This is a genomic window from Allobosea sp. P2_A10, assembly GCF_056405115.1.
Map to the genome: position 1 here is coordinate 201,065 of NZ_JBFUCS010000003.1, position 24,048 is coordinate 225,112.

The 24,048-nt window shown below is 66.2% G+C and carries 19 protein-coding genes; 6 read left to right on the forward strand and 13 right to left on the reverse strand.

Annotated features, from left to right (window positions below; all coding sequences use genetic code 11):
* The first annotated feature begins 63 nt into the window (after positions 1 to 63).
* Positions 64 to 855, forward strand: coding sequence for an MOSC domain-containing protein (locus AC1DZY_RS06900; RefSeq protein ID WP_476819348.1), 792 nt, complete (start codon positions 64 to 66; stop codon positions 853 to 855).
* Between the two features lie 56 nt (positions 856 to 911).
* Here the strand turns inward: AC1DZY_RS06900 and AC1DZY_RS06905 are convergent, their stop codons facing one another.
* The 6 genes from AC1DZY_RS06905 to AC1DZY_RS06930 form a co-directional block, all read right to left on the reverse strand.
* Positions 912 to 2,039: a DUF4167 domain-containing protein gene (locus AC1DZY_RS06905; RefSeq protein ID WP_476819349.1), complete on the reverse strand. Its 1,128-nt coding sequence runs from the start codon at positions 2,037 to 2,039 to the stop codon at positions 912 to 914.
* Between the two features lie 369 nt (positions 2,040 to 2,408).
* Positions 2,409 to 3,284 carry a peptide chain release factor N(5)-glutamine methyltransferase gene (gene prmC / locus AC1DZY_RS06910; protein WP_476819350.1) on the reverse strand — a complete coding sequence of 292 codons (876 nt, stop codon included), beginning with the start codon at positions 3,282 to 3,284 and terminating at the stop codon, positions 2,409 to 2,411.
* A complete protein-coding gene (locus AC1DZY_RS06915; protein ID WP_476819351.1) occupies positions 3,281 to 3,529 on the reverse strand; it encodes a hypothetical protein in 249 nt (82 codons plus the stop codon). Before AC1DZY_RS06915 ends, prmC begins: the two co-directional genes overlap by 4 nt.
* Before the next feature lie 72 nt (positions 3,530 to 3,601).
* Positions 3,602 to 4,687 carry a peptide chain release factor 1 gene (prfA, locus tag AC1DZY_RS06920; protein WP_476819352.1) on the reverse strand — a complete coding sequence of 362 codons (1,086 nt, stop codon included), beginning with the start codon at positions 4,685 to 4,687 and terminating at the stop codon, positions 3,602 to 3,604.
* A gap of 55 nt (positions 4,688 to 4,742) precedes the next feature.
* The gene (gene ptsP / locus AC1DZY_RS06925; protein ID WP_476819462.1) at positions 4,743 to 7,010 is read right to left on the reverse strand and encodes a phosphoenolpyruvate--protein phosphotransferase; all 2,268 of its coding nucleotides are present in this window, start codon (positions 7,008 to 7,010) and stop codon (positions 4,743 to 4,745) included.
* Positions 7,011 to 7,207: 197 nt separating this feature from the next.
* On the reverse strand, positions 7,208 to 8,758 hold the full coding sequence (locus tag AC1DZY_RS06930) for an alpha,alpha-trehalose-phosphate synthase (UDP-forming) (RefSeq protein ID WP_476819353.1): 1,551 nt from the start codon (positions 8,756 to 8,758) through the stop codon (positions 7,208 to 7,210).
* A 282-nt stretch (positions 8,759 to 9,040) separates the two neighbouring features.
* Between AC1DZY_RS06930 and otsB the strand changes: the two genes are divergently transcribed.
* Both otsB and AC1DZY_RS06940 read left to right on the forward strand, forming a co-directional pair.
* Positions 9,041 to 9,850, forward strand: coding sequence for a trehalose-phosphatase (otsB, locus tag AC1DZY_RS06935; protein ID WP_476819354.1), 810 nt, complete (start codon positions 9,041 to 9,043; stop codon positions 9,848 to 9,850).
* A 2-nt stretch (positions 9,851 to 9,852) separates the two neighbouring features.
* Positions 9,853 to 11,712, forward strand: coding sequence for a glycoside hydrolase family 15 protein (locus AC1DZY_RS06940; protein WP_476819355.1), 1,860 nt, complete (start codon positions 9,853 to 9,855; stop codon positions 11,710 to 11,712).
* Positions 11,713 to 11,857: 145 nt separating this feature from the next.
* Here the strand turns inward: AC1DZY_RS06940 and AC1DZY_RS06945 are convergent, their stop codons facing one another.
* Entirely contained in the window at positions 11,858 to 13,066 is a 1,209-nt protein-coding gene (locus AC1DZY_RS06945) for a M20 family metallopeptidase (protein WP_476819356.1), read from the reverse strand.
* Between the two features lie 450 nt (positions 13,067 to 13,516).
* On the opposite strand from AC1DZY_RS06945, the gene AC1DZY_RS06950 reads away from it, so the two are divergent.
* Positions 13,517 to 14,851 carry an aminotransferase class I/II-fold pyridoxal phosphate-dependent enzyme gene (locus AC1DZY_RS06950; protein WP_476819357.1) on the forward strand — a complete coding sequence of 445 codons (1,335 nt, stop codon included), beginning with the start codon at positions 13,517 to 13,519 and terminating at the stop codon, positions 14,849 to 14,851.
* Between the two features lie 202 nt (positions 14,852 to 15,053).
* Positions 15,054 to 16,517: a methyl-accepting chemotaxis protein gene (locus AC1DZY_RS06955; protein WP_476819358.1), complete on the forward strand. Its 1,464-nt coding sequence runs from the start codon at positions 15,054 to 15,056 to the stop codon at positions 16,515 to 16,517.
* Positions 16,518 to 16,577: 60 nt separating this feature from the next.
* On the opposite strand, the gene AC1DZY_RS06960 is transcribed toward AC1DZY_RS06955, so the two are convergent.
* Positions 16,578 to 18,083 carry a catalase gene (locus AC1DZY_RS06960; RefSeq protein WP_476819359.1) on the reverse strand — a complete coding sequence of 502 codons (1,506 nt, stop codon included), beginning with the start codon at positions 18,081 to 18,083 and terminating at the stop codon, positions 16,578 to 16,580.
* A gap of 131 nt (positions 18,084 to 18,214) precedes the next feature.
* Here AC1DZY_RS06960 and AC1DZY_RS06965 point away from each other — a divergent pair, with 131 nt between their 5' ends.
* On the forward strand, positions 18,215 to 19,165 hold the full coding sequence (locus AC1DZY_RS06965) for a hydrogen peroxide-inducible genes activator (RefSeq protein ID WP_476819463.1): 951 nt from the start codon (positions 18,215 to 18,217) through the stop codon (positions 19,163 to 19,165).
* Here AC1DZY_RS06965 and AC1DZY_RS06970 read toward each other — a convergent pair.
* From AC1DZY_RS06970 to AC1DZY_RS06990, 5 genes are all read right to left on the reverse strand, one after another.
* The gene (locus tag AC1DZY_RS06970) at positions 19,162 to 19,794 is read right to left on the reverse strand and encodes a LysE family translocator (protein ID WP_476819360.1); all 633 of its coding nucleotides are present in this window, start codon (positions 19,792 to 19,794) and stop codon (positions 19,162 to 19,164) included. The genes AC1DZY_RS06965 and AC1DZY_RS06970 overlap by 4 nt on opposite strands.
* Positions 19,795 to 19,891: 97 nt before the next feature.
* Complete coding sequence (locus tag AC1DZY_RS06975; RefSeq protein WP_476819361.1) at positions 19,892 to 20,389, reverse strand: YHS domain-containing (seleno)protein; 498 nt, start codon at positions 20,387 to 20,389, stop codon at positions 19,892 to 19,894.
* A 126-nt stretch (positions 20,390 to 20,515) separates the two neighbouring features.
* On the reverse strand, positions 20,516 to 21,340 hold the full coding sequence (locus tag AC1DZY_RS06980) for a CE1 family esterase (RefSeq protein WP_476819362.1): 825 nt from the start codon (positions 21,338 to 21,340) through the stop codon (positions 20,516 to 20,518).
* A gap of 8 nt (positions 21,341 to 21,348) precedes the next feature.
* The gene (locus tag AC1DZY_RS06985; RefSeq protein WP_476819363.1) at positions 21,349 to 22,743 is read right to left on the reverse strand and encodes a tetratricopeptide repeat protein; all 1,395 of its coding nucleotides are present in this window, start codon (positions 22,741 to 22,743) and stop codon (positions 21,349 to 21,351) included.
* Positions 22,744 to 22,812: 69 nt separating this feature from the next.
* Positions 22,813 to 24,045, reverse strand: coding sequence for an OpgC family protein (locus AC1DZY_RS06990; protein ID WP_476819364.1), 1,233 nt, complete (start codon positions 24,043 to 24,045; stop codon positions 22,813 to 22,815).
* Positions 24,046 to 24,048: the final 3 nt, after the last annotated feature.

A 24,048-nucleotide genomic window follows, 5' to 3' on the forward strand; every position in this document is an offset into this window, starting at 1 on the left:
ATCGGTCGCGTCGGCGAGACCGCGTTATCCTGCGAAGACGATCACCTCGCGGACCTACGCCCCATGCGCATCGCCTCGCTCTATCGCTACCCGATCAAGGGCCTCTCGCCGGAGCGCCTGCCGCAGGCCGAGTTGACCGCAGGCCAGTATTTTCCGGGCGACCGGCTCTTCGCCATCGAGAACGGACCATCGGGTTTCGACCCGGCCGCGCCGACGCATCTGCCCAAGATCGTCTACCTCATGCTGATGCGCCATGAGATGCTGGCCCGGCTCGTCACACGCTATGACGACGCCAGCGGCGATCTCGTGATCGGCTATGAAGGCGGGCATGCTCTTCGCGCCAGCACCGCGACGATCGAGGGGCGCGACCTGATCTCGGCCTTCTTCGAGGGCTTCATGCCCGAAGCGCTGCGCGGCAAGCCGCGCTGGCTCGCAGCTCCGCAGGGCTATCGCTTCACCGATTCGCGCTCTGGCTTTCTCTCGATCATCAACCTCGCCAGCGTCGCCGATCTGGAAAGCCGGATCGGCGCGCCGCTCGATCCGCTGCGCTTTCGCGGCAACATCATGGTGGAGGGGCTCGACGCCTGGGCGGAGAACGATCTGGTCGGCGCCGAGATTGCCGGGCCGTCAGGGCTGAAGCTCAGGGTGATCAAACGGATCGAGCGCTGCGCGGCGACCAATGTCGATCCCCAGACCGGGCTTCGCGACATGCAGATCCCCAAGGCGCTGATGAGCCATTACGGCCATGTCGATTGCGGGATCTATTGCGAGATCGTCACTGGGGGAATGCTCGCCGAGGGGCAGTCCCTCGACGTGGTCGCGACGCCGGCTCCTGCGGCGCTCGGCATCGCCTGACCCACGAAAAAGGGGCCCTTGCGGGCCCCTCGATCGGCGCGGCCCGAAGGCCTGCCTCATTCGGTGATGTTGTCGGCATCCGAGCCGAGCGCATCCATGACCTCGCGCGGCGAGCGGCGACGGCCGCGCGGACGCTTGGGAGCGGCCTCGCCTCCTGCGTCATCCGCAGGGTCCTGTGGCTGCGGTACAGCGGCCGGCTCCTCGGCCACCGCGACCGGAACCCGGACCGGCGTCGTCAGGAAGGACGGCAGTGCCGCGGCAACGTCGCCATCGGCATCCGCATCGACATTGCGCTCGATTCGCGGACGACGCTCGGGGCGCGGGGCGCGCTCGGGCCTCTCGAAGCGAGCCGGGGGTTGAACCGGAGCGGGAGCGGCATCGACGGGCTGCTCGGACGCGACCGGGATATCCGAACGCGGCGCATCGGGACGGGGCTGATAGCCGCCCTGGCCCTGCTGCCCGCCCTCGGGACGGTCGAAGCGCTGGCTCCGGTCATTGCGGTCGAAACGACGATTGGGGTTACGATCGTTGTTCTGGCGATCGGGATTGGGACGATCGCCGTTCTGGCGATCACCATTCTGGCGATCCTGGAAGTTCCGCTCCTGATTGCCGCGATCCTGGTTGTTACGGTCCTGGTTAGTGCGGTCCTGGCCGTTGCGCTCGGGCCGGTCGAAGCGCTGGCCGTTATTGGGCCGGCCGTCGCCTGTCTCGCCGTCCTGGCGCGCGCCATTGCCGTTATAGCCATTGCCGTTGCCGTTCATGCCGCCATTGCGGATATCGGGCTGCGGCCCGGCGCCGGGCTGGAAGGACTGGCCCTCGTCGTCGCCCTCCTCCTCGCCCTCGTCCTCGGTATCGTTGAAGGCGCGGTTGGGCGGGAAGCTGTGGCCGAACTGCTGGGACATCTGCTCCTGCGCCGCGAGCAGGATGCGATAATAATGCTCGGCATGCTGGAAGTAGTTTTCAGCCGCGACCGGGTCCCCCGAAGACTGCGCGTCGCGGGCGAGCTGGAGATATTTCTCCGCCACGTTCTGCGCCGTGCCGCGAACCTTCACATCAGGCCCATTCGACTCATAGCTCCGCTGAAGCGGATTGGGAGCCTTGCGGTTACCGTTGTTATTGTTGTTGTTGCTGCTGTTATTATTGTTGTTACGGCCGCGCATACGCCGGTTCTGACCTGGTCTCATTCGCGTGTGTCTCGCGCTCTGTTTGCTTTAGGCAACCGTGGCGTCGTCATGCACGTTCCGACGCGCAGCGGGTTGCGACGCTGCACCGGATTGAGTTGACCTGAAGGGGCAATGCGCCGTTCCTGGTCTTCACGCGCTCTTTTCCAAAAAGGGGCCGTCCCGCCCCGTCAGCCGACCGACGCCTCGACGCCTTCGGATGTCCAATCTGATCTGTCAGTTCCGTCAATCCACGGACATGTCCGGAGGCAAAGCCTGACTTCTGAGGAGGCTGCCCAAGGCTCGGCGCTGACAACACCAGCTTCGGCTAAGCCTGCTCATAGCCGTTTTTATGCGCTCCTCCAAGCAAAATCGCACAAAAGCCTGTGCACATCATTCCAGCGTGAAGACCAGAGCCCGGACATGCCCGCCGAGATCGCTCCGTGACGCCCGGTGAACGAGCTTCGCCGCGGCCATGATCGCGATGACGTCGATGGCCTGTCCCGCTCCGATCTCAAGCACGGCCGTGCCCCGGGGTGCGAGGACTGCGGGCAGACCGGCGGCGAGAGCGCGGTAGGCGTCCAGTCCGTCGCTGCCACCGTCGAGAGCCCGCAACGGATCATGGTCGCGGACGCCGGCGTCGAGGCCCGCAATGTCCGCCGCCGGAATATAGGGCGGATTGGAGACGACGAGATCGAAACGCTGCGTGACGCCCTGAATCCAGTCGCCCTGGCTGAAGCCCGCGCGGCCGTCGACACCGTTAAGCGCAGCATTTGCGGCGGCGGTCGCACAGGCCTCGGCGGAAATATCGACCCCGAGTCCCCTCGCCTGCCCGCACTCGCTCAGCAGCGCGATCAGCAGGCAGCCCGTCCCGGTGCCGAGATCGAGAATGGCGATCGGCTCGCGACGGCGCTCGCCGAGCGCTTCGAGAGCAGCCTCCACGATCGTTTCGCTGTCGGGGCGGGGTTCCAACGTCGCCGGCGACAGGCGAAAGGGCAGGCTCCAGAACTCGCGCTCGCCGAGAATGCGCCAGGCCGGCTCGCCCGCCAGACGCCGCGTCGCGAAGCCTTCGAGCCTCGCCAGCGTCGTGACATCGACCGGCTTGAGCGGATCGATATGGGAGTTCTCGCCGAGCGCGCCCTCGACGAGGATGCGTGCGTCCATCGCGGCGGTCTCGATCCCGGCCTCACGAAAACGCGCGGCGACACTGCGCCGCGCGTCGATCATGGTGGCGACCCCGACCGGGCCGCCGACGCGATCGGGGCTCAAATGCCCTCCATCCGCTTGCGCATGCAGATCGCCATCTTCTGGCGGATCGCGGAACGGCTCTCGCGCGTGCCCCGCATCTCCATCTGGCAGAGGCGACGCGCCTGGCTCTGCGTCATCGCCTTCTGCAGCGGAGCCGAGGGACCTGCCGTGATCCTGCGAAAGGCGCGCTCCTGCGCCTGCGCCGACCCGGCGATCGTCAGCGCCATCATTCCAGCCAGTGCGATCCCTGAAGTGATCTTCATCATCGTTGCCTCCCGCCGACTTCAGTGTCGATGCGGGAGGAACGTCGATCTGGGCAGGAGGTTTCATCGCCGTGCTCAGGCGGCGTTCTGGTCGGCGAGGAGCCGCGCCTGATGCTCGGCGGTCAGCGCGTCGATGATCTCGTCGAGCACGAGCCCCTGCATCATCTCGTCTAGCTTGTAGAGCGTCAGGTTGATGCGGTGATCGGTGACGCGGCCTTGCGGGAAATTGTAGGTCCGGATGCGCTCCGAGCGATCGCCCGAGCCGATCTGCGAGCGACGGTCGGCGGCCCGGTCGGCATCGACCCGGCTGCGCTCGATGTCGTAGAGCTTCGCCCGCAGCAGATCGTAGGCGCGGGCCTTGTTCTTGTGCTGCGAGCGCTCGTCCTGCACCACGACCGCGATGCCGCTGGGGATATGGGTCAGCCGCACGGCCGATTCGGTTTTGTTGACGTGCTGGCCGCCGGCGCCGCCGGCGCGCATCGTGTCGATGCGGATGTCATCATCCTTCAGGACGATGTCGACCTCGCCGGCGAGCGGCAGCATCGCGACGGTCGCAGCCGAGGTGTGGATGCGCCCGCTCGTCTCGGTGTCGGGCACGCGCTGGACGCGGTGAACGCCGGATTCGAACTTCAGGCGCGCGTAAACACCCTTGCCCGCGATCTCGGCGATGACCTCCTTGAAGCCGCCGACCGTGCCCTCGCTCTCGGACAGGATCTCGACGCTCCATTTCTTCAGGGCGGCGTGACGCTGATACATCCGCAGCAGGTCGCCGGCGAAGAGCGAGGCCTCGTCGCCCCCGGTGCCGGCGCGAATTTCGAGGATGACGCCGCGCTCGTCGGCGGCATCCTTCGGCAGCAACGCAATCAGGATTTCGCGGGCGCGCGCATCGATCTCGATACGGGCCGCATCGCGCTCCTCATAGGCGAGATCGCGGAACTCGGCATCGGTCGACGGATCGTCGATCAGGGCCTCCGCTTCGTCGAGCGTCGCCAGCGCCTGCCGCCAAGCGGCGATGGCTGCGACGACCGGATCGAGTTCGGACAGTTCCTTGGCGAGCTCGACGGTCCGCGTCGCCTCGGCGGCAGTGTTGATCTCGGCGCTGGCGGCGGCATGGCGCGCCACGATGGCGTCGAGACGATCCTGCGGAAGTTGAAGCGACATCGGAAAACTCAAAAAACGGGAGGCGGAATGCGGACGGGCAACGCGGAAAGCGTCGCTAGACCGGCACCTTCAGCTCGCCCGCCAATGCAGCCAGCTGCGGGCGCAAGGTCGCGACGACATCCTGCGAGGCCAGCATCCAGTCGAGCCGCTCGCGCAGCTTGCCGACATCGAGCGCCCGCAGCATCGCCTTGACCGGACCGATCGCGGCCGCCGACATCGAGAAGGCGCGATAGCCGAGCCCGATCAGGACCATGGTCTCGAGCGGCTTGCCGCCCATCTCGCCGCAGACGGTGACCGGGCAGCGCGCCTCGGTCGCCGCATCGACGATCGCCTTGAGGGCGCGCAGCGCGCTGACGCCGAGCGGATCGAAGCGGTCGGAGACGCGCTTGTTCTCGCGGTCGGCGGCGAACAGGAACTGCATCAGGTCGTTGGTGCCGATCGAGAGGAAATCGGCCTCGCGGGCGATCTCCGCCAGCTCGAACAGCAGCGAAGGCACCTCGACCATGACGCCAAGCTGCAGCGACAGCGTCGGCGCATGACCCTGCTTGGCCAGCATCGCCTGCTCGCGCCGGACGATCAGCCGGGCGCGCTGGAACTCGTCCACGGTCGCGATCATCGGCAGCATGATCTTCATGTCGCGACCGGCGCCGGCCCGCAGCAGCGCCCGCAACTGCGCGCGCAGCAGGCGCGGCTTGTCGAGCCCGATGCGGATGGCGCGCCAGCCGAGCGCCGGGTTCTCCTCCTCGACGCGCTCCATATAGGGCAGCACCTTGTCGCCGCCGATGTCGAGCGTGCGGAAGGTCACGGGCTTGCCCTGAGCCTGGTCGAGCACGGCGGCATAGAGCGCCTGCTGCTCGCTGGTCGTCGGCATGTGCTGGGCGACCATGAACTGCAATTCGGTACGGAACAGCCCGATGCCGGACGCTGCGGTGGCCTCGATATTGGGCATGTCGACGAGAAGACCGGCGTTGATCTGCAGCACGATCGGCACGCCGTCCTTCGTGACGGCGGGCGACGTCTTGAGCTTGCGATACTGCTCCTGCTTGCGGGCGCGCAGGCGCGCCTTGTCCTTGTAGGCGTTCTCGACGTCAGGCTGGGGCCGGATCTGGACCTCGCCGGCCTGTCCATCGACGATGACGGCGTCGCCGGACTGGACAAGCGCCGTCGCGTTGACGATCTCACCGACGGCGGGGATGCCGAGCGCGCGCGCCACGATCGCGATATGGCTGGTCGGGCCGCCCTCCTCCAGCACGAGGCCGCGCAGATGCGAGCGGTCGTAATCGAGCAGCGCGGCCGGCCCCATCGAGCGCGCGATCAGGATCGCATTCTCGGGCAATTGCTCGCGAGCGACGCCGTTGGCCTTGCCCATCAAAGTGCGCAACAGCCGGTTGGCGAGGTCGTCGAGATCGTGCAGGCGCTCGCGCAGATAAGGGTCGGTCTGGCGCAGCATTTTCGCGCGCGTGTCGGACTGGACGCGCTCGACGGCGGCCTCGGCCGTGAGTCCGGTCATCACGACCTCGCGCATGCGCCGGAGCCAACCCTGGTCATGGGCAAACATGCGGAAGGTCTCGAGAACCTCCCTGTGCTCGCCAGTATGGGCGACGTCGCCACGCTCGAGCAGTTGGTCGATCGAGGCGCGCATCTCGGCGATCGCGGCCTCCAGCCGCTTGACCTCGCCCGCCGGGTTTTCGGCGATCAGGTTGGTGATGGCGACGCGCGGCTCGTGCAACACCGCATGGCCGAGGCCGACACCATCCGCCAGCGAAACGCCGACGCCGTGGATCGGCCGGTCGAGGCCGATCGATGCGCCGGGCGCGGCAAGCGATTTCAGGCCGCCGGCCGCGATCATCTCCGCCATGATCATGGCGGTGGTCTGGAGGCTCTCGATCTCCTCCTCGCTGTAGAGCCGCGTCGCGCGGTTCTGGATGACGAGGACGCCCATCACGGCCCCGCCGCGCAGGATCGGCACGCCGAGGAAGGAGCGATACACCTCCTCGCCGGTCTCGGGCCGGTAAGAGAAGGCGGGATGGGCCTGCGCGTCCGAGAGCGCCAGCGGCTCCGCCTCGCGTGCGATCAGGCCGACGATGCCCTCGCCGGCGCGCATGGTCGTGAGGTGGACGGCCTCGCGGTTGAGGCCCTCGGTGGCGTAGAGTTCGAGCGAGCCGTCCTCGCGCAGGACGTAGACCGAGCAGACTTCGGCGACGAGATTGCCTGCGATCAGCACGACAAGCCGATCCAGCCGCTCCTGCGGACTGATCGACGCTGCCATGACCTCGCGGAGGCGGCGCAGCAGAACGCCTGGTCCTCCGAGAGCGCCTCGCATCAAACTCAAGCCCTCCGCCCGCCTCCTCAGCCGTTACGGCCGATGCCTATCGCAGACCTGACACCTGTCGTGGCCGAGTCGCAAGCGAACCCGGATTATGCCGCCTTCTAGCGATGCAAAGACCGCTTCGGCAAGGGCCGAAAGCAGTGATCACGCCGCAGACGATGAAAATGAACGCGAATCGCGACAGGCGCTTCTCAATGCGCCGTCGGCCCCGGAGCAACCCGCCTGCGCAACGTATTGGTTTTGGCAGCAGACGCCTCCGCGTCCGGCGATTTCACCAGCCTGAGTCGCACCGGGGCCTTGCGCGCTCCCGGGCGCACGCGGCCGGCCTTGCTGGCGGCGGTGTCCTGCGCCGGCTGCTCCAAACCGGCTAGCGCCGACAGATAACGCCTCGTCCACCAGGCGATGTCGGTCGCCTGGATCGTTGCGAAAAGCTTCTCGAAGCGGCGGATACGCTCGGATTTCGGCATGGCCAGCGCCGTCCGGATCGCATCGGCGACCTCGTGGGTGTCGTAGGGGTTGACGATGAGCGCCTCGCCCATCTGCTGGGCCGCGCCGGCAAAGCGCGACAGCACGAGCACGCCGGGGTCGGCGGGATCCTGCGCTGCGACATACTCCTTGGCGACGAGGTTCATGCCGTCGCGCATCGGGGTGACCAGACCGACCTGCGCACGGCGATAGAAGCCCGCCAGCGCGGTGCGCGAATAGGCCTTCTTCACCACCCTGATCGGCGTCCAGTCGAACTCGCCGAGCGCCGCGTTGAGACGGCCGGCAACCTCGTCGGACTGGCGGTCGAGCTCGGCATATTCTGGCACGTCAGAGCGCGAGGGCGGCGCGATCTGGAGCAAGCCGACGCGGCCGCTGTGCTCGGGATGGCTGCGCAGGAACTGGCCGAACGCCTCCAGCCGCTGGACGATGCCTTTGGAGTAGTCGAGACGGTCGACGCCGATCACGAGCTTGCGCTCGCCGAGCGATTCCTTGGTCGACCTGATCGGGCGCGGCGCGGCGCGCACCGAGGCCGCCGCGAGCTTGCGGAAGGCCTCGACGTCGATCCCGATCGGGAAGGTCTGAACCAGCGTCTCGCGCCGGCCCATCCTGACCCTGGTTCCATCCGGAGTGGCGGCACCGGGCGTGGCGCCACAGAGCGCAACGAGGCCGCCGACCAGATTGTTGACATCGATTTTGGTCTGGAGGCCGACGAGATCATAGGCGCCGAGCGTGCTGATCAGCGTCGCACTGAACGGCAGCGCGCCGAACACCTCCGCCGGCGGCCATGGGATGTGATGGAAGTAACCGATGCGGTTGGTCACGCCGCGCCGACGCAGTTCGGCCGCCAACGGGATCAAATGATAATCGTGGATCCAGATCAGGTCGTCGGGCTTCAGCATGGCGATCAGCGCCTTGGCGAAGCGGCGATTGACCGCCAGATAGCCGGCATAATCGGCGCGCGAGAACTCGGTCAGGCCGAGGCGGTAATGCATGTTGGGCCACAGCGCGCGGTTGGAAAACCCGAGATAGTAAGTCTGGCGTTCGGCCTCGCTGAGATCGGTGACCGCATAGGTCACCTTGCCGCGCTGAACGCTGCGGACCTCGTGGGCGCCCTCGGAAATCCTGCCGCTCCAGCCGAACCATAATCCCCCTTGCGTCTCCAACGCCTCCCGCAGCGCCACCGCCAGGCCGCCAGCCGTCGCCTTTTCATGGCGATCGGGGATGGTGACGCGGTTGGAGACGATGACGAGACGCATGGCTTGGAGTTCTCCGATTGGCGGGTCGCCCGAATTTCGACACCGGCGGCAGGAACAGAACGCGGCTGCGAACGTAATGTTTCAGGACGCCCGCGAGGGCTGATGGCGAAGCCGTGTCGGTGCGACGTTCAAATCATGGCGCCGACGGCAGGCTGGAAGCAGAATGTGGCAAGTTCACGAACGGTGCCGCTCGCTGCGGCCAAACGCTGAACCACAAAACGAGGATGTCTCGACCCGAGAGCCGCATTTCCGCCGGGCTCATGGCTCAGACAGGCGAAGATGATGGATTTGATCGAAACCGAATTGACGAATGATATTCTCGACTTCACGGAGGTCGACAAAGGGATCGCGTTGTTTCTCGATTTCGACGGGACGCTGGTTGAGATCGCGCCGCTTCCCGACGCCGTGAAGCTCGACCGGCGGGTCGCCCCGGCGCTCGACGCCGTCCGCGCGAGTCTTGGCGGCGCTCTGGCGCTGGTCTCGGGAAGGCCGGTCAGCTTTCTCGACGAGGTGCTCGCACCCTATCGCTTCGATACCGCCGGTCTGCACGGCGCGCAGATCCGCGCCGATGGCGAAATCCGTTCGCAGGCCGAGGTGCCCGATACGATGCGCGAGGCGACGCGCGATCTCGTGCGCTTCGCCAACAGCAATGTCGGCGTGATCGTCGAGGACAAGCGCATCTCGATTGCGCTGCACTGGCGCCTTGCGCCCCATCTCAAGGACGAGGCGCTGGAGCTTTTGCGTGCCATCGCCGGGCGCATGGGGCCCGGCGTCAGGTTGCAGGAAGGCAAGTCCGTCGCCGAGATCGTGCCGGCCGGCGCGAGCAAGGGCGGCGCAATCGCCTGGCTGATGAGCACACCGCTCTATGCCGGGCGAAGACCCGTCTTCATCGGCGACGACATCACCGACGAGGCTGGTTTCGAGGCCGTCAACGCCATGGGCGGTCTCTCGATCCGGATCGGCGCAGGCGCGACCTGCGCGTCGCAGCGCCTGGATTCGCCGACGCAGTTGCGCAGCATTCTTCTCGCGGCCGCCGACGCCGGCAGCCTGACCGCCTCCAGCTTTGCTCCGGCAAGCGCTTCCGAAGGTTGATGATGACAGTTTCGACGAAGACCGCGGACCTGCTTGCGGTCCAGCAGGGTTTTGCCGCCTCGCTGGATCTCGGCGTGATCGGCAATTGCTCGATCGCTGCATTGATAGACAGGCGCGCCCGCATCGTCTGGGGCTGCTTCCCGCGTTTCGATCGCGACCCAGTGTTCTGCTCGCTGATCGACAACAAGGCCGATGACGGCGACGTCATGCCCGAGAAGGGCGTGTTCGCGATCGAGCTCGTCGGCATGACACGCTGCGAGCAGGCTTATCTCGACAACACAGCGATCCTCTCGTCGGTGCTCTCCGACGACCATGGCAATGCGATCGAAATTCTCGATTTCGCTCCGCGCTTCGTGCGCTACGAGCGCTTCTTCCGGCCGCCGCAACTGGTGCGGCGGGTCAGGCGCATTTCCGGGCGGCCGCGCATCCGCGTCATCGTCAGGCCGTGCCTGGGGCTTGGCGAGGTGCCCGACGAGACGACGCGCGGCTCAAACCATGTCCGCTTCGTCGGCGCCGACCAGACGATCAGGCTGACGACGAACGCGCCGCTTTCCTATGTGGTCCAGGGCACGCCGTTTGCGGTCGACCAGACCTATTCCTTCTTCATCGGCTCGGATGAGGCGCTGCGCGCCGAGATCGAGACGACCTCGCGCGAGTTCCTCGACAAGACCACCGACTATTGGCACGACTGGGTGCGCTCGCTCTCGATCCCGTTCGAGTACCAGCGCGAGGTGATCCGGGCCGCGATCACGCTGAAGCTCTGCGCCTTCGAGGAATCGGGCGCGATCGTTGCGGCGCTGACGACCTCGATCCCGGAGGCGCCGGGCACGCAGCGCAACTGGGACTATCGCTTCTGCTGGCTGCGCGACGCCTATTTCGTCGTCCATGCGCTCAATCGCCTGGGTACGACGCGGACGATGGAGGACTATCTCGGCTTCATCACCAACATCGTCGACACCTTCACCGAAAGCGGGGCCGAGCATCTGCCGCCGCTCTATCCGATCACGCGCGGCGGCGCGCTCGACGAGTTCGAGGCGCCCAATCTCTCGGGCTATCGCGGGCACCAGCCGGTGCGCTTCGGCAATGGCGCGGCGACACAGATCCAGAATGACGGCTACGGCGCGGTCGTGCTCGCCGCCACGCATTCCTTTTTCGACCAGCGCCTGATCCAGCCGGGCAAGGAGGCGTTGTTTGGCCAGCTCGAACGCATGGGTGAACTCGCGATCGCCTATTTCGACAAGCCCGACGCCGGCCCCTGGGAGCTACGCGAGAAGGAGGCGGTGCACTCCTTTTCCAGCGTGATGTGCTGGGCGGCCTGCGACCGGCTGGCGCGGATCGCCGGAACGCTCGGCCGCTCGGACCGCAAGGACTACTGGAAGACCGAGTCCAAGCGCCTGAAGCAGGTCATCGGCGAGCGGATCTGGAATGAGGAGAAGGGTCATTTCGTCTCGACCTTCGGTGGCACGGAGCTCGATGCGACGCTCCTGCTCTTTGCCGAGCTCGGCTTCGTCAAGCCCGACGATCCGCGCTTCATCGCGACCGTCGAGGCGATCGGCCGCGACCTGACGCGCGGCGACCTGCTGCTGCGCTACGCGACGCAGGACGATTTCGGCTTCATGCACACCGGCTTCCTGATCTGCGCCTTCTGGTATGTCGATGCGCTCCACGCCATCGGCCGTAGCGACGAGGCCAAGGAGCTGTTCGGGCGCATCCTGAAGCGCCGCAACAGTTTCGGCCTGCTCTCGGAAGATGCCGACCTGACCACCGGCGAGCTCTGGGGCAATTTCCCGCAGACCTATTCCCATGTCGGTCTGATCAATTCGGCGATGCGGTTGAGCCGGAACTGGGAAGAGGCGTTCTGACCCGGGCGCGCAGGGCATAGAGCCCCGCCGTCATGCTCGGGCTTGTCCCGAGCACCCAAGTCTTGAACGTGGTCCTCGACAGGCGAAGACGTGGATGGTCGCCACAAGGGCGACCATGACGGGATGGGTCGCCTTCCGTCGAACGTCACTCCATCCGCGCCGCCGTCCGCATGACCGCCAGCGCCAGCACCTGGGCCGCAGGCACGATGCTGTCGATCTCCAGAAACTCGTCGGGCGTATGGGCGAGGCCTCCGATCGGACCGACGCTGCAGAGGGTCGGGCAACCCTGCGCCGCGGTGAAGCCTGAATCGGCACAGCCGCCGGTGAACTCCGCGATCGTCGAAATTCCGAAGCCCGCCGCCGCGTCGCGATAGGTCTCGAACAGGACAGCCGATTCCGGCGTTGTCTCCAGCGGCACGAATTCACCCTTGATCGTAAGCACTGCGCTGGAGCCCGGCACGACCGGCGTCTCTATGATCGCGCGGATCGCGCCCACCAGTTCGTCACGCTGCGCAGCCGTGACGTAGCGCAGATCGATCTCGCACCAGGCATGGGGCGCGACCGTGTTGACGGTCTGGCCGCCGCCGATAAGGCCGACATTGACAGTGACGCCGCGATCGAGATCGGTCAGTCCCTGGAGCTTCGGAATCTTGTGGCCGAGATCGACGATGGCCGAGACGCCCATCTGGTAATTTGCGCCGGAATGCGCGGCCTTGCCGACGAATTCGGCGCGCATGAAGACGCCACCCTTGCGGCCCGAGGTGATCGACTGCCGGTGGTCGCGGGCGAACTCGCTGCCGGCCGGCAAGCGGCTCGGCTCGGCATTGAAGACGCAGCGGGCCTCGCGGGCCGTCGCCTCGATCACAGGACGCGAGGACGGCGAGCCGATTTCCTCGTCGCTTGTCGTCAGCATCATCAACGGGGCCGAGAGGCCTCCGCATTCGGCAAAGGCGGCCGCGACGAAGGCCTCGATGACGAGGCCAGCCTTCATGTCGGCGACGCCCGGGCCATAGGCGCGAGCGCCCCTCACGGTGAAGGGCCGGCGCGTCGGCTCGCCTTGCGGAAAGACAGTGTCGCGATGGCCGAGCAACAGCACCGGGCGCTGGTCGTTGGCGCCCGGATTGGGCAGGCGCGCCTTGACGGCGTCACCGAAGCGCGCATCGGGCACGATCTCGACTGCGAGTCCGTTGCTCTCATGAAAACGCGCCAGCACCTGGCCTGCGCGATCGACGCCGGCCTTGTCATAGGAGCCTGAATCGGTGTCGACCATCTCGCGCAGCAGCGCGACCATTGCGTCCTTGCGGCCGGCAAGCCAGGCCGTCACCTTCGCTTCGTCAGGCGTCAAATCAGTCATCGCTTCAGGCTCTCATGGTTCCAGACGGGACAATGTGGCGAGCTTATTCAATCGCCTCGCGCGGCGGAAGCGCCATAGCGCCATCGGGGCCCGCGCGGCGTGGCGAGCCGGCATCAGTCCGGCGCGGGGCAACCGTCTGACGTTCCGACGGCACGGCCGGGAGAAACGCGGCGCCCAACCCCGCAGGATAGTAAACAGCGCGTAGGGCTACCCCCGATTGCAAGACGCGGCGCAAAAGCGCCTCTACCAGTCCTCCTGGTTGCATCGGCTCGCGCCACACCCGGATTCGGGTTCCACTTTGGTAACCAAGGCCGCGTCAGACAGGGTTAAATTGCTGCTAACACAATGAAATACCTGCGTTTTCAACCCAATCTTAAACGCCGCCGCCTATGTTGATCCGCAGCGACGAACAAGATCGCACAGCAACAGTTTCGGCAGGGGTGTCGGGTGATGAAGACGATTTACAATGAAGTTCCGGCAGACGCCCTGTCCGGCAGCATGCGCGACTTCCGGGTGCCGGGTGGGGCCGACCTCGAACGCCGCGTCGGCAATTTCTTCAAGTGGCAGAACCTGCGCCGGCAGAATGGCGTCTGGCCGTTTTCGCGGGCCACGGATTTCGGCCCGCGGACGGAAGTCTCGGCGTCGGACGACCGAGGCATCAACATGCAGGGCGTCAACTTCGCCTCGCAGGACTATCTCAGCATGTCCTCGAATCCGGACATCAAGGCGACCGCGCTGGAGGCGATCGAGCGTTATGGCGTCCACAGCGCCGGCTCGCCTGCGCTGGTCGGCAACACCACCGCCTCGGTGGCGCTGGAGCGCAAGATCGCCGAGTTCCTCGGCATGGAAGATGCGTTGCTGTTCCCGACCGGCTGGGCTGCGGGCTACGGCGTCATCCGCGGCCTGGTGCGCTCGTCGGACCATATCGTGATGGACACGCTGTCCCACACCTGCCTGCAGGAAGGCGCCAACGCCGCCACCCGCAACATCTACCAGTTCCGCCATCTCGACATGGCCCATTGCCGGCGCTGGCTGGAGAAGATCCGCTCCACCGATACCGAAAACGGGATCATGGTGGTCACCGAGGGCCTGTTCTCGATGGACTCCGACACGCCCGATCTCGGCGTGATGCAGGATCTCTGCAACGAGTTCAACGCGACGCTGATGGTCGATGTCGCCCACGACTTCGGCGCGCTCGGCGAGGACGGACGCGGCCATATCGGCATCCAGAAGATGCTCGGCAAGGTCGACATCGTGATGGGCTCGTTCTCGAAGACCTTCGCCTCGAATGGCGGCTTCGTCGCGGTCAAGCACCGGGCGATCAAGGAGTATCTGCGCTTCTACTCGGCGCCGGCCACCTTCTCCAACGCGATGTCGCCGGTGAACGCCGCGATCGTGCTCAAGGCCTTCGAGATAATCGAGGCGCCCGAAGGCAAGGTGCTTCGCGACGAACTGATGAGCAACGTGCTCGAGCTGCGCCGCCAGCTCACCGCGGCCGGAATGGAGTACTACGGCGATCCGTCGGCCATCGTCTGCGTCAAGATGGGCACCGAAGGGCTCGCCCGCCTGGTCAGCCGTCGCCTGCCCGACCTCGGTCTGCTCTGCAACCTCGTCGAGTATCCGGCCGTCGGCAAGGGCGCAGCCCGCTTCCGCATGCAGGTGATGGCAAAGCATACGCCGCAGAACATCTCGGACGCCGTGGCGCGCATCAAGGAAGCGCGCCTTCAGGCCGAGATCGAACTCGCCACCATGGGCACACAGGGTCAGCTTCGCGCCGTCGCCTGACGCCCAACGCCAGCCAGCCCCGTCCACGGCGCAGACCGCGCCATGGACGGGGCTTTTCGTTCTGGCGGATCACCCCATGCTGCCTTGGCTAACCAAGGCTTAAACGAATGTTCAGACTGTTCTGCTTCCCTGCGCGATGGGGGGCGCGCCGGACCAGATCGAATTACCGGTCCCGTTCGGTGTGAGACGAGATGACGGCACGATGATCGCAACAGAGTCAGCGCGGGATCCGGACGGCAAGCCGCCGGGTTTTGCGTCATTGCTGACATTCCTGCCCTGGGGCTTCGTCCCGGCGATGATAACCACGTCGCTCTGGCTCGACCTGGGCGAACCGGTCTCGTCGGTCCTGCTGATGATCGGGCTCTGCACGGCCTCGACGCTGTGTCTGCGGCACCGACCCGGCGCGACGGTGACGCAGATCGTCGCCTCGCTGGCGTTGAGCGGCAATCTCCTTGTCCTCGTCAACGTCGCCTTCGGCGCCCAATGGCATGACGCGGCCCGGATCGGCATGATCCTCGCGCTGACATTATGCGCGGGATGGCGCGCCTGGCCGCCGCTCGCGGCGGTCGCAATCCTGGCCGCGATCGTCGACATCATGGCCAGCGGCGGGCTCTTCGGCGGCATGGCCGGCGCGACCCACAGCCCCGGCGAGCAAACGCTCTACCTCCTGGCCGTCTTCGCACAGGCGGGGATACTGGCCTGGCTGACGGGTCTCCAGCAGGCAGGCCAGGCGCACGCACCGGCGATCGATGTTCAGGCCCGAACCGACATCCCGAAGCCAGACGCCGAAGCGGAATCCGTTGCGCGCGAAAGAGAGCGACGCAGAAATCTCCAGGAGATCATCACCTCGTTCGACACCGAGTTTCTCGACACGCTCGATGGGGTGGTCGACAATATCCGCCATCTCAAGGAGACGGCCGGCGAGCTGGCGCAGATCGCCGACAGCGCCAACGAGGAGGTCATCGCGGTCGCCTCCACCTCCGAGCAATCCTCCCGCAACGTCGCCGATGTCGCAGCCGCCACGGAGCAGCTCTTCTCGGCGATCGGCTCGATCGACCACCAGCTCGTCACGACGCAGAACCTGGTCGCGACCATGAACGAGAGCGCCCGGCAGACCAATGTCACCGTCGACAAGCTCGACCACGCCGTCCGGCGCATCGACGGCATCGTCGGCCTGATCCGCGGCATCGCCGAGCAGACGAACCTGCTGGCGCTCAACGCCACGATCGAGGCCGCTCGCGCCGGCGACGCCGGGCGCKGTTTTGCCGTCGTCGCAGCCGAGGTCAAGACGCTGTCGAACCAGACCGCGATCGCGACCCAGGACATCGCCGCCCAGATCGCCGAGATCAAGCAGGCGACGATGCACGCCGTGCACAATATCCGCCACCTCTCGGCCGGCATGCTGCAGATGGACGAGCGCACGACCGGCATCGCCTCGGCGCTGGAGGAGCAGGGCCAGATGACCTACGTCATCAGCCGCAGCATCAGCGAGGTCGCGAGCGGCACGGCCTATCTCGCCCAGACCACCTGCTCGATCCGCGACTCCGCGACCCGCACCCATGATGTCGCCGGCGTCGTGCTGAATTCGACGCAGACGCTGGAGAAGAAGGCGACCCAGCTCGAAACCGCCGTGCACCAGTTCATGCAGCGCGTCGCGACGGCCTGAACTCATGAAAAAGGCCGCGGATCGCTCCGCGGCCGTTTCCGGCATTAAAGATCAGGCGTTCTACTCGGCCGCCTGCTGGGGCGTGTTCGGCGTCACCGAAATTGCAGGGCTCTCGTCGCCTCTGGCCTTGGCAAGCGCGCGCCGCACGCCCGCACCGTAATCCGCGTGAACCTGGTCGAAGAGCGCGAGCTGGCGCTCCTCGATCTCCCTGGGAATCCCGCCCATCGCGGCTGCGATGTTGGAAAACAACCGCTCCTTCTGGCCGGCGTCGAAGAGGTTGAACAGCGCGCGCGGCTGGCCGAAATCATCGTTGCCGATGCGGTGATTGTAGCGCGCCGCATCGCCGGAGATGCGCAACGGCGGCTCCTTGGTGGAGGGCGCCTCGACTGGCCCGCCGAAGGAGTTCGGCTCATAATAGGCGTCGGGGTGGCCGGTGCGGATGCCGCCATACGTGTTCATCTGGCCATCGCGATGGTAGTGATGAACCTCGTTCTTCGGCCGGTTGACCGGGATGTTCTCGTAATGCGTGCCGAGCCGGTGGCGGTGGGCATCGGCATAGGAGAAGACACGGGCCTGCAGCATCTTGTCGGGTGAAAAGCCGATGCCCGGTACGATATTGGACGGAGAATAGGCCGCGTTCTCGATCTCGGCGAAGTAGTTCTCGGCGTTGCGGTTCAGCTCCATCACGCCGATGTCGATCGGCGGATAATCGGCGTGCGGCCAGACCTTGGTCAGGTCGAAGGGATTGTACGGCGTGTTGTCGGCGTCCAGCTCCGGCATGATCTGGATCTGCACCTTCCACTTCGGGAAGTCACCCTTCTCGATCGCGTTGAAGAGGTCTTCCTGAGTCGATTCGCGGGTCTTKGCGACGACCTGCGCGCCTTCGGCATTGGTCCAGTGCCTGTGGCCCTGCATAGTCTTGAAGTGGAACTTCACCCAGTAACGCTCGCCGTTGTCGTTCCAGAGCGAGAAGGTGTGCGAGCCGTAGCCGTTGATGTGGCGGACATCGGTCGGCAGGCCGCGATCGGACATCAGGATGGTGATCTGATGCAGGCTCTCAGGCGAGAGCGACCAGAAATCCCACATTGCGGTCGGCGAGCGCAGATTGGTCTTGGGATGGCGCTTCTGGGTGTGGATGAAGTCGGGAAACTTGACCGGGTCGCGCACGAAGAAGACCGGGGTGTTGTTGCCGACGAGGTCCCAGTTGCCTTCCTGTGTATAGAACTTCAGCGCGAAACCGCGCACGTCGCGCTCGGCGTCGGCAGCTCCCGCCTCGCCGGCCACCGTCGAGAAGCGCGCGATCATCGGCGTCGTGGCGCCGGGCTGCAGCACCTTGGCCCTGGTGTATTTCGAGATGTCGCCGGTGATGGTCAGCGTGCCATGCGCGCCCCAGCCCTTGGCGTGGACGGCGCGCTCGGGGATGCGCTCGCGGTTCTGGTGGGCGAGCTTCTCGAGGAGCTGGTAGTCCTGCAGCAGCAGCGGGCCGCGCTCGCCGGCGCTCAGCGAATTCTGGTTGTCGGGAATCGGCGCGCCCGCCGTCGTCGTCATGGTCGGGTTCTTCGACATGCTGTCCTCCATCGTCGCAACCGCCAGCATAGACCGTGGGCCCAGCCTGGAATTGGAGGAACTAACAGGCCTTTGTGACGATGATGTCCAATACCGTTTACGTGGCATGACGATAAGTTTATCCTATCGTGATGGTCACCCTGAAGCAGCTTCGTTATTTCACCGCCGTCGCGCGCCATCGCCATTTCGGCCGGGCAGCCGAGGAATGCCATGTCAGCCAGCCGGCGCTGTCGCTGCAGATCCAGGAACTCGAAGGGCAGCTCGGGTGTCAGCTCATCGAGCGACGGCGCGGTGCGATCGCTCTGACCGAGACGGGGCTCGACATCGCCGAGCGGGCGCGCCGCATCCTGCTGGAGGCAAGCGACCTCGTCGACCATGCGCGCCACCGCCCGAACCTGCTCAGCGGCGAACTCGACCTCGGCGTCATCCCCTCGATCGCGCCCTATCTCCTGCCCGCCGCGCTGCCGGCTTTGCAGCGCCGCCATCCCGATCTCGATTTGCGTCTGCGCGAGACGCAGACGGCGACTTTGCTCGACGAACTGGCGGATGGCCGGCTCGACGTCGCGCTGCTGTCGCTGCCGATCGAGCGCGCGGGGCTGGAGACGCTGGCGCTGTTCGACGATCCGTTCATGCTGGTCGTGCCGTCGGCTGCGGGAGCGAACGGCCCAGCCCTGACGCCTGAGAGCGCCCTGTCGGGCGACAGCCTGCTGCTGCTTGAGGAGGGGCACTGCCTCCGAGACCAGGCGCTCAGCGTCTGCGGTGCGCCGCGACTCGAATCGCGCCGGCAATACGGCGCATCCAGCCTGTCGACGATCATGCAGATGGTCGCCAACGGTTTTGGTGCGACGCTGCTGCCGGCGATGGCGCTGCCGATCGAACTCAGGCCGGACATGCCGGTCAGGCTTTATCGCTTTAATGAGCCCGAACCCAGCCGCTCGATCGGACTCGTCTGGCGCAAGACCTCGCCGCGCCGGCCCGATTTCGAGGCGCTGGGCCGGATCTTCAGCGATGTCGGCGCCGCTGTCGCAAGCGGGGCGCCCGGCAGCCATGCGATAGAGACGCGACGGCTCGGGCTGGTCTAGCGCCGCGCCTCGGTCGCCATCTTCACTGCGAGCCCCGCCAGCATGGTGCCCATCAGCCAGCGCTGGACCAGCGCCCAAAGCGGCCTTTCGCGCAGGAACACGGCGATGCTGCCAGCCGCGACCGCGATCATGCAGTTGACGCTGATGCTGATCACGATCTGGATCGCTCCCAGCACCAGCGACTGGCCGAAGATGCTGCCGGCGGCGGGATCGATGAACTGCGGCAGAAGCGCGAGATAGAGCATCGCGATCTTGGGGTTGAGCAGATTGGTCAGGAAGCCCATGGCGAAAAGCTTGCGCGGGCTGTCATAGGGCAGATCGCGAACCTGAAAGGGTGAGCGGCCACCCGGCCTGACCGCCTGCCAGGCGAGCCAGAGCAGATAGGCCGCGCCGCCAAAGCGCAGCGCGTCATAGGCATAGGGCACGGCAAAGAGCAGTGCCGTAATGCCGAAGGCGGCGCAGAAAAGGTAGAAAACGAAGCCGAGCGCGACGCCGCCGAGCGAAATCATGCCGGCCAGTCGCCCCTGCGAGATCGAGCGCGAGATCAGGTAGATCATGTTCGGCCCGGGCGTCAGCACCATGCCGAACGACACCAGCGCAAACGCCGCGAGATGGCCGGGATCGGGCATGGAATCGGCTCCTGCTCATGACAGGAGCAGAATGCGCGGGCCGGGGCGGCGCTTGCAAGACTGCAGCAGCCGCGCCGTCGGCATGGCTGCCCTTATGTCAGCGCGTGACCTTGTCGAGCTTGACCACGCTCGACCAGTTGGCGTTGCCCTTGGCGATGTAGCCGGTCGTATCCTGGTTCCACTTGGTCTGAACCGACTTGTTGTAGTTCAGATAGAGCTTGCCATCGACGATGGCGTAGGCGGACGGATCGACATCGGCCTTGGCGCCGTAGGACGCCGCATAGGCGCAGAACCCGCCATATTGCGGGGCGAATTTTTCGGGCATTGCCTTGAATGCGTCGCGATTGGCGGCGCTGGCGAAGCGGAAGGTCGCGCCCTTGTAGTCGGCGGTGAATTCGGACGTACCGGCGACCGGCTTGCCTGCGTTGAAATAGGCGACGGGATCATAGCCCTTGATCGCTGGACCATCGAGGTCGTTGATCTCGCCGGCGCGGGCGGGAACCGAGGCAATCAGGCCAGCAGCCAGCGCCAGGGCGATCAGGCTGCGGCGGTGAAGCCTCGGGGTGAGTGCGACACGAAATCCGGCGTCGATCATGGTCGGCTCCTCTCGGGTGGGGCGATTGTCGCAACGACCATGGCCAAGACCGGCTGGTCCGTCCAAACACGTCTGGACGGTCCGCGATCACATGCGCTTGAAAGCGGCGTGACGAGGACAGCCGGGCTAGAGCAGCCCCATCGCCACCGCATGCGTCCAGGCGCGTTCGACCCAGGCCGGGTCGAAATCATGCCCGCCCTTGTGCATGCACAGTTCCAGCGCCCGGCTCTCGCCGCAGGGGCCGGTCTGCTCGCAGACGAGCGTATCTCCCGCGACCGCCGGCTCGGGCTTCAGTGGCGGGCATTGGCCGCCGAGGATGGCGAAGCTCTTGCGGACATCGCCCTGCTTCCACTGGCTGCCAATCCAGCGGCCGCTCATCGGCACGGTGGTGTCGGAGGTGCCGTGGAGATGCAGCAGCGTCGGCATCGGGCTGGCGCATTTCGGCGGCAAGGGCTCCCAGAACGCGCCCGCGACCGGCGCAAACACCGCAAAACGCGCGGGCATACGGCAGGCGAGCCACCAGACCATCGAGCCACCCTGCGAAAACCCCGAAGCCAGCAGCCGCTTCGCATCGAGCCCGAAACGCGGCGCGACATCGCGCAGCACGGCATCGACGAACGCGAATTCGTCGCGCAGCTGGCCAGGCGAACCGGGATAGGACCACGTCTTGCCACGGCCTTCAGGCGCGATCACCGCGACGCCCAGGCGCTCGCCGACAGCGGCCAGAGCCGTATCGGCCATTGCCTCGGCCGGCGTCCCCTGCCAGCCATGGAAGAACAGAATCGCGGGCACGCCCCCGGCCCCTGCCTTGGCGACCTTGGGCATCCGGATGCGATAGCTGCCGCCTTCGACGACGCAATCGCTCGTCGCACCGCAGGCGAAAGCCGGCTGCCATGCCGATGCCGCGAGCAAAGCCCACGCTATCAGGACGAGGCTGGCCAGACGCGTCATCGCGGGTTTCAGTGGTGCGTCGCCGGCTCGCTGGCCGAGATCAGCAAAGCGCCGAGCCTGGCGCTGGCCTCCCGGCCCGAAGCGATACGGCCAAGGCGGTTTGCGGCAAAGCGATTGTGACCGCCGCGCGCCTGCAGGCGCAGCGACAGCAGGGTCTCGGCTTCACCAAAATCGCCGGCGCGGACAAGACTTTCGAGCGCAATCTGCTCGAAGACGTCACGCTGGGCGTTGGAGCCGCCGGCGCCGACGCGGAGCGGTGCGCCGGCCCGCAACAGGCGGGCGGCTTCCGCGTAGTCGCCGCGCCGGAAAGCGATGATACCCTGCGCGGTCGCAGCTCCGGTCTCGCCGGCGACGCGGGCGTCGTGCGAGCCGCTCGAACGGCTGTCCCGCACGAGGTTTTCCGCCACTGTCTCGGCGGCCTCTGATCGGCCGGCGCCGAGCAGGGCCAGCATGTAGTGCAGGTCTGCGAAGACGAGGCGGCGGTCATTGACCCGGCCCTCGGCGATCATGGCGAGTTCTTCCCAACGATTGCCGACATTGACGCCCTCCAGTTCGAGGCGCTGCAGCAGCGAGGCCGCATTGGCGAGGTCGCGGAAATCATCGGTCGGCACGGCGCGAACCGCCGTGTCATAGAGATCGAGCACCGCATCGATCGCACCGAGTTCGAGCTGGAACAGCGCCATGTGCCAATGCAGATGGAAGCCGAAATTGCTGCAATGCTCCCAGCTCTGCGAATGGCCGAGCCAGGCGACGCCATCCTGCGCGCGGCCGGTCATCTCGAAGCAATGCGCGACCGCATGTCGGCCCCAGGCATCGCGCGGCGCGAGCACGACGGCCTCGCGGCCCATCGTTTCGGCCTCGCTCAGATGGCCGAGTTCCTCCAGCGCGAAGGCCTGGCAGCCACGAACATAGCCAGAGGTGGCGCTGCGGTCGGAGAAGGTGGCCAGCGCCGTTGCGCCAGCCCGCGCCATGCCGCGGATGTCCCCGATCATGAAGCGGATCGACTGCACCAGCTTGAAGGCTAGCGCGTCGCGCGGCCAGTCGGACAGCACGACCTCGAAGACGTCGGCCGCGCGCGCCGGCTCGCCGTCGAGCCAGAGCTGGAGGGCTGCGATATAGCGGCGCTCGCGTTCCGGCGTCAGGCGGGCGGAAGCAGCGGCGCGGGCGGCGCTGAGACACGCTTGCGCCTGCGCCACCAGTTCACCACGCGCCAGCGTCAGCAAAAGGATACCCTTGGTGGCGTGGCCCTGGGCGAAGAGCGGGTCGGCCGCGAGCGTCTTGCCCAATTGCTCGGGCGCGCTGCGGGCATGGGCGAGAATGGCCTCCACCGTCTCGTTCCAATGGGCGACGGCTGCGTCGCTGGCGAGGCTGGTGGTATTTCCGAAAGCGTCGGTGATCATCATGGTCCTTGCTGCCTCTGACGGCATCGGGAGATAGATTCACCTTTAGCAGCGATCAGCCCGGAAGGATTTTCACGTTCGGGACGCGGGCAATAACGCTTCCGTGACGCGCTGTGACGAGGCACTCACATCGTGACGCAGCGCATCTGCGGCCGGCTCGGGCTGGGACGCGACTTTGGCCCTTTGCGGGGCTGGCTGATTCCACGGATTGCCCTTGAACCAGCCGACTGTGAGCGCGGTGGCGATCACGAGCCCGACGCCCGCAAGGTTGATCAGAAAGCTGACGACAAAGCCTGTGCCCAGCAGATGAAACGCCAGCGAAGCCACGCGGGCCGCGACCAGGCTGACGAGAAAGGTCGCCAGCGACTGACGGCCGACCCTGACCACGACCATCGCGGGCCCCTGCGAAAGCCTGGCGCGGTGCGGCTCGACCAGCGAGACGACGAGATAGGCCAGCGCGAGAAAATGGACGTAGCGCAGCCAGTGCAGGTCCGTCTTCTCGTTCATCGGCAGGATCGCCATGTAGAGGCGCTCGATCGCCGGGAATTCCTGATGGACACCCCAGAAACTCAGGGGCAGCGAGACCAGCACGATCGCGGCCGCGAGCAGCATCCAGCGGCGCTCGCCCAGCGGCGGCGGCCGCAGCCACCCCATGCCGAAGCCGAAGCCGGTGAAGAAGATCAGTTGCCAGGCGAAGGGATTGAAGAACCAGCCATAGCCCGTCCAGGGGTTGCCGGTGAGATTGAGGCCGGTGGTCCAGGCCAAGCCGTAAAGCGTCAGCGACAGGGCAACCGGCAAGAGGCGGTGCAGCGAGGCCGCCGCCATCATCACCGGCACGAGACCGAGAATCACCAGATACATCGGCAGGATGTCGAGATACCCCGGCAGCCAGCGCAGGGTCAGCAGCCCGGCGAAAGCAGTCATCGGGTCGCGCACCAGATCGGGAAGCGGATCGGTGTTGAGACCGTGATCGGGAAACAGCGCCTCGGCCGCGACCATCACGCCGATCACTACCAGCACGACACCGATCTGCGCCCAGTAGACCTGCCAGAGCCGGTAGGCGATGCGCGCCGTGCCCAGCCAGAAGCCGCGCTTGACGAAGACCGAGCCGAAGGCAATGGCGCTCGCCAGCCCCGAGCAGAAGACGAACAGCTCCGTACCCGAAGAGAAGCCGAAACGCGCGGGAATCCAGAGATTCCACGGGTTCACATCGGCATGGGCGACGAAGATGATAAACATCGTCAGGCCGCGAAAGAAATCGAGCCGGACGTCGCGTTCGCGTTTGGGCGTGGCTGCGGCGCTCATGAC